Source organism: Actinomycetota bacterium (assembly GCA_035540895.1).
GTDB lineage: Bacteria > Actinomycetota > JAICYB01 > JAICYB01 > JAICYB01 > DATLFR01.
This window is the reverse complement of sequence record DATLFR010000217.1, coordinates 1-6,018: the sequence shown is the minus strand read 5'-3', so window position 1 is coordinate 6,018 and position 6,018 is coordinate 1. Positions and strand designations below refer to the sequence as shown.

The following is a 6,018-nucleotide window of genomic DNA, read 5'->3' as shown; positions in this document are numbered from 1 at the left end:
ACCGGACAGGGATCTCGCGCGACGAGATCCGCATCGGCATCCACGCTCCGATCACCGGGGCGGCCGCCATCCAGACCTTCGACAAGGGGATCGAGGTCTACTCGCGCTTCGCAGGCAAGATCGCGGGAGCCGGGAACAGGTCCCTGAAGGTCGTCTACCGCGACGACAAGTTCAACCCGTCCAGCGCCGTGGACGCGTGCAAGGACATGGTCCAGCGGGAGAAGGTCTTCCTGCTGATCGGCGGCGCGGGAGCCGACCAGATCGAGGCGTGCGCGAAGTACGCGAACACGGTGGGCGTGCCCTACCTGTCCCCGGGCGTCACGGAGGGCGGGTTCCGCAACCTCCCCAACTACTTCGCGCTCTCCGAGACGTACAACCAGCAGAACGTGCAGATCGGCCAGCTGATCAAGAACCAGGTCCAGGGCAAGACGAAGGTCGGTATCGTCCTCACCGACAGCCCCCTGCTGGACGAGACGAACGAGTCGATCCGCAAGGAGCTCGGGGCGGCCGGCCTGACCCCCCTGAAGACCTACCGGCTCCCCAAGGACGCCAACGCCAACCAGGCGCGTACGATCGCCGGGAACCTGAAGGATGACGGCGCGGAGGTCGTCTACGCCCTCATCTCCCCCACCGTCTTCATCTACCTGGTTGGTGGGGCCACCTCGAACACCTACTTCCCGACCTTCGTCGGGCCGGGCCTGTCGAACGGTCTCAACCTCGTGGCGGCGGGTATCTGCTCGAACTCACCCAACGCCGACGTGCGGTACCTGTCCCCGATGGTGCAGCTGGACAAGATCGACCAGCAGGACAAGGACTACCGTCCCGCCTACCGGCAGAAGAACGGGGCGGGGAACGAGCCGGACGACATCGGCATCCTGCTGTGGGGTCTCGAGAAGAGCATCCGCCTGATGGTGGAGGCGACCGGTCCGGACATCAGCCGCCAGAGCTTCATATCGACCCTGAAGTCCGGGAAGACCTTCGCGACGAACGTCTACGCACCGGTCAAGTACGGCAACGTCCCGCACTTCGGAGCCTCGCAGATCACCCTCCTGAAGATGAACTGCAACCGCCGCGAGTTCGACACCGTGGCCATGTTCGTTTCATCCTTCTGAGGATGCCGAAGCTGGGAGACCTGCCCAGGGGCGCCGTCGGCGGCGCCTCGACGATCATCGTCGTCCTGCTGTTGATCATCAGCGGGAACAGCTCCGCGCTCGTCAACGGTCTCGTCTTCGGCTCGTTCTACGGGCTCGTCGCGCTGGGCCTGGTCCTGATCTACAAGTCGAGCGGGGTCTTCAACTTCGCGCAGGGCGAGTTCGGCACGGTCGCCGTCTACACCCTGTGGATCCTGCTCGAGAGGGGTGTCCCCTACCTGTTGGCGATCCTGGCTGGGATCGTGGCCGCGATCGCGTTCGGTCTCCTGACGGAGCGGCTGGTGATCCGTCCCCTGTTCGACGCGCCCCGCGTCATCCTGCTGGTCGCGACCGCAGGCGTCGCGCTCCTGGCCATCGGGCTCGAGTTCTGGATCGGGGGCGCACTCCTGCGCCAGGTGCGCCCGATATCCGGAGAGCTGGGCCGCATCTCGCCGTTCGGGGTCAACGTGTCCGACCAACAGCTGATCCTCATCGCCGCTCTCCTGATCCTCGGTGGGATCCTGGCCTACTTCTTCAACCGGACCAACCTGGGTCTCGCCATCATCGGAGCGAGCCAGGAGCCGACGGCCACGGAGCTGGTGGGGATCAGCGTGAAGCGTCTCTCGAGCTTCACCTGGGTGCTCGCCGCCCTGCTGGGAGCCGTCGCGGGCATCCTCAGCGTTCCGATCGGGGGCAGCTTCGGTCCGGGCTACCTCACGGTCGGGTCGTCCGGTGCGCTCATCCCCGGCTTCACCGCCGCCGTCCTGGGAGGGATGACGAGCATGCCGGGGGCCTTCGTGGGGGGCGCGATCGTCGGCGTGGCCGAGTCCTTCGCGCTGCGCCAGTCCGCCCTCGCGTTCATCCCGGGCCCCGACAAGGTGATGATCTTCCTGATCCTCCTCCTCGTCCTCGCGCTGCGGCCGCAGGGGCTGCTCGGTAAGTCGGCATGATCAAGCGCGCCGTCTCCGACGCCACCGAGGAGATCTCGGTCAGCCAGGTCGTCGACCCGATCCCGCAGGAGGGGCACCAGGCTCCCAGCGACGACTTCCGGCCGGGCGCGAAGGGGTGGCTGGCCAGGGCCGCGGCCGGGGTCCCGCTGGCCGCGCTCGTCCTGCTCTTCCCGCTGACCCAGCTCGACTTCGTCCTGACGAAGTACACGCGCGGGATCACCTACGCGATCATCGCGCTCTCGCTCAACGTGCTGATCGGGTACACCGGCCAGATATCGCTGGGGCACCAGGCGTTCGTCGGGATCGGCGCGTTCACCTCCGCCTACATGGTCTCGGTGGCCGGACAGGAGTTCCCGATAGCGGTCCTGTCCGCGATGGCCGTGGGCGCGGTGCAGGCGCTCATCCTCGGGCTGGTCGCCCTGCGGGTCCGGGGCCTGTACTTCGCGCTCCTCACGTTGGCCTACGGCCTGCTGGCGGAGGCCAGCCTGTTCAAGATCCCCGCCCTCACGGGCGGGGCGGCGGGACAGCCCGCCCCGAAACCCCCCGGCTTCGACACCTCCCACCGTTACTACTACCTCTGCCTGGCGCTGCTGGGGGTAGTGCTGTGGGTCGATCACCGGATGATGGCCACGAAGGGGGGCCGAGCGCTCCTCGCCCTGCGCGAGAACCCGCGCGTCGCCTCGACCTTCGGGATCAACGTGAAGGCGTTCACCCTCTTCGCATTCGCGGTCTCGGGCGTCTTCGCCGGGTTGGGGGGCGCGCTGTACGCGCATAACGAGAGCCAGGTCACGAGCGTCCTCTTCAACTTCCAGCTCGCGCTGCTCTTCATCCTCATGACGGTCGTAGGCGGGCTCCGCAGCCGCACGGGTGTGGTGATCGGCGGCGTCTTCTTCGCGCTCATCGGCTACCTGATCGAGGAGATCCCTCACCTGCCGGTGATCGGGACCGTGCTCAAGTTCCTGGTGGGGATCCTAGGGTGGCTGTTCGTGGACACCCTCGGCCTGCCCGAGCTGCGGATCGAGGTGGCCGAGCTCGTCATAGGCCCCATCCTGCTGCTCTTGACGCTCACCCAGTTCCCGGGCGGCATCGGCCAGCAGCTCCGCCCGTTCATCCAGTGGTTCGCGGGCCGGCCGTTCGATATCCACGACCGCGGTGCGAAGGAGGTGCAGATCACCGATGTCCGTGCTTGAGACGCGGTCCTGCTCCATCCGGTTCGGCGGGGTCCAGGCCGCCACCGAGATCTCCATCGCGGTCGGCGAGTGGGAGATCGTGGGGATCATCGGTCCGAACGGAGCCGGGAAGACGACGACCTTCAACATCATCACCGGCTTCTACACGCCCAACGAGGGGCGGGTGTACTTCAAGGGCCACGACATCACCGAGCTGAGCGTCCACGAGCGCAGCGCGCTCGGGATGGGTCGCACCTTCCAGAACGTCGGGATGGTGAAGGGATCGACGGTGATGGAGAACCTGAAGACCGCCCAGCACCTCCGAGCCGAGTACGCGACGATCGCCGGGATGCTAGGCATCCCGCGCACGATGCGCACCGAGGCCGAGCTGGCCGAGAGGTCGGAGCTGGTCCTCGACCTGCTGGACCTGCGGCGGCTGGCCAACGAGCAGGTGGCCGGTCTCCCGTACGGCGAGCTGAAGCGCGTCGAGCTCGCCGTGGCTCTCGCCACCGACCCGGACATCCTCCTGCTGGACGAGCCAACCTCCGGCATGGGACCGGAGGAGTCCGAGGAGCTGGGCGACACGCTCCTCGAGCTCCGCAAGCGGTTCGGACTCTCGATCGCGATGATCGAGCACCACGTCCCGATGGTCGTCAGGGTCTGCGACTACGTGTACTGCCTCTCGTTCGGACAGCTCCTCGCCGAGGGCCCGCCCGACTACGTACGCAACCACCCGGAGGTCATCACGGCCTACCTTGGCGCGGACAGCGAGGCCTCCTGATGGCGCTGCTCGAGGTCGAGGATCTCAAGGTCAGCTACGCCTTCCCCGTGATCATGGGGATCAGCTTCAGCGTGGAGGAGGGCGAGACGGCCGTCCTGTTCGGGCTGAACGGCGCCGGCAAGACGACCACCGTCTCCGCGATCGCCGGGGTGGTGAAGCCCCGCGCCGGCTCGATCCGCTTCGACGGGGTGGAGATCGCGGGCAAGTCGCCGCCCGAGCTCGTCCGCATGGGGATCTCCCTGTGTCCGGAAGGCCGCCGGGTCTTCCCCTCGCTCTCGGTCTCGAACAACCTGCGCCTGGGAGCCTGGACGAAACGCCACTCAGCGAAGGAGGTCGAGGAGCGCCGCGAGCTGGTCTTCGAGTACTTCCCGCGGCTCGCCGAGCGTGAGGACCAGCTGGCGGGGACGCTGTCCGGCGGCGAGCAGCAGATGCTCGCGATAGGCCGGGCGATCATGTCCAAGCCGAGGCTCCTGCTCGTGGACGAGGCGTCCCTCGGTCTGTCTCCGCTGCTCGCCAAGACCGTCTTCGAGGTCGTCGCCCGGATCAACGAGGACGGGACAACCGTCATAATCGTCGAGCAGAACGTGGGGGTGCTCCCCTACGCCGACCGGGTGCTGATCCTCGAGAAGGGGACGCTGATCTACCATGGCGTCGGCGAGGAGGCGCGGGCGGCCGATCTCCGAACGACGTACCTGGGAGGATGACGACTTGAAGATCAGGTGGGACAAGCTCGGTGGTCAGCTCGGGGTCGGCGTCACCATCCTCGGCTTCATCTTCATCTTCATGGGGTGGAACGGGGCGGCGTCGCTGGACCGGGTCCCCAGCCAGTTCCCCTACCTGATCTCGGGCGGCGTGGCCGGGATATGCCTCGTGATCGTGGGATCGGCGCTGATGCTCATCCAGAACCAGCGCGAGGAGCGCGCCTACCTGGAGACCCGGCTCTCCGAGCTCCAGGCGGCCATCGAGCGGGCCCCTTCCGTCGCGGGCGCCACCGCGCTCATGCCCGCCGTCGCCGGCACCGGGGACGGTCTGGTCGTGGCCGGGGCGTCCAGCTACCACCTGCCGGACTGCCATCTCGCCGAGGGACGCCAGGACGCCGAGTTCATCACCCCCGAGGACGCGGAGGACCGCGGCCTCCGACCCTGCCGCATCTGCAAGCCGTAGCTCCCTTGGCGGATAGACGCGCCTCCATGTCCCCGCACGGCGATCGGCGCGCATAGACGCGAGCGTCGCCGTCCGGTTCGCCCCTCTTCGCCCGCGTGTCCAGGCGGTCCGCGGGAACCCCCTGGTCAGGTCGTGTCTAGCCCGTCCTGACCAGCGAAGATCACCCGTCCGGCGCCGTAACTCCGGGTGCCCCCGCGTCGATTCATCCGTGTAGAGGACGGAGGAGGACCCGTGTCGATGCACACTCGCAAGAGGGAAGACGGATTCACCATGGTGGAGACCATGGTGGCCATCGCCATCTTCGGCGTCGTCGGGATCGCCATGGCCGGGCTGATGAGCTCCGGGATGAAGGGGCTGCTGCACAGCCGGCAGCGGACGGTCTCGGTCGCAGACGCCAACGAGGTCCTCGAGACGGCTCGGGCCCTCTCCTTCTCGAACGTGGGCCTCGACCCGAGCGACCCCACCTTGGCGACGGACCCCGCCATCACGACGAGCGGCGGCGCCCGCTTCTACAACGCGCAGCCCCTGCAGTACGCCGCGAGCGTCAGCGGCCACCCCTTCACGCCGCACTGCCAGACCGGCATCCAGCGCGGCCCCTCCACCCTGACCAGGTGGATATACGTGACGGGCGCAGGCACCCCGACCAACGGTGTCTACCCCCTGCGTCAGGTCACCGTCGTGATCGCCTGGGCGCGGCCCGGCCTGCAGGGAGGGACGCTGTGGGCTCCCCAGGCGGGACAGGAGTGCGGCACGCCCCCGCCCGCGAACGCGAGGAACTCCCTCACCAGCAGCACGGTGATCGCCCCCAACTCCCCCGGTACGCC

At 67.8% G+C, this 6,018-nt stretch carries 7 protein-coding genes; all 7 read left to right on the top strand.

Going from position 1 to position 6,018, the window contains the following annotated elements; genetic code table 11:
* A partial coding sequence (locus VM840_12200; GenBank protein HVL82340.1) for an ABC transporter substrate-binding protein occupies window positions 1-1,112 on the top strand: 1,112 nt, incomplete at its 5' end.
* A 2-nt stretch (window positions 1,113-1,114) separates the two neighbouring features.
* Window positions 1,115-2,080: a branched-chain amino acid ABC transporter permease gene (locus VM840_12195; protein ID HVL82339.1), complete on the top strand. Its 966-nt coding sequence runs from the start codon at window positions 1,115-1,117 to the stop codon at window positions 2,078-2,080.
* Window positions 2,077-3,270: a branched-chain amino acid ABC transporter permease gene (locus VM840_12190; GenBank protein ID HVL82338.1), complete on the top strand. Its 1,194-nt coding sequence runs from the start codon at window positions 2,077-2,079 to the stop codon at window positions 3,268-3,270. Before VM840_12195 ends, VM840_12190 begins: the two co-directional genes overlap by 4 nt.
* Window positions 3,257-4,030, top strand: a complete 774-nt coding sequence (locus tag VM840_12185) for an ABC transporter ATP-binding protein (protein ID HVL82337.1) — start codon at window positions 3,257-3,259, stop codon at window positions 4,028-4,030. The genes VM840_12190 and VM840_12185 overlap by 14 nt, the downstream gene beginning before the upstream one ends.
* Window positions 4,030-4,734: an ABC transporter ATP-binding protein gene (locus tag VM840_12180; GenBank protein ID HVL82336.1), complete on the top strand. Its 705-nt coding sequence runs from the start codon at window positions 4,030-4,032 to the stop codon at window positions 4,732-4,734. The genes VM840_12185 and VM840_12180 overlap by 1 nt, the downstream gene beginning before the upstream one ends.
* 4 nt (window positions 4,735-4,738) lie before the next feature.
* Window positions 4,739-5,194, top strand: a complete 456-nt coding sequence (locus VM840_12175; GenBank protein HVL82335.1) for a hypothetical protein — start codon at window positions 4,739-4,741, stop codon at window positions 5,192-5,194.
* A gap of 237 nt (window positions 5,195-5,431) precedes the next feature.
* Window positions 5,432-6,018, top strand: a 587-nt coding sequence (locus VM840_12170; GenBank protein ID HVL82334.1) for a prepilin-type N-terminal cleavage/methylation domain-containing protein, incomplete at its 3' end; no start/stop codon positions are given.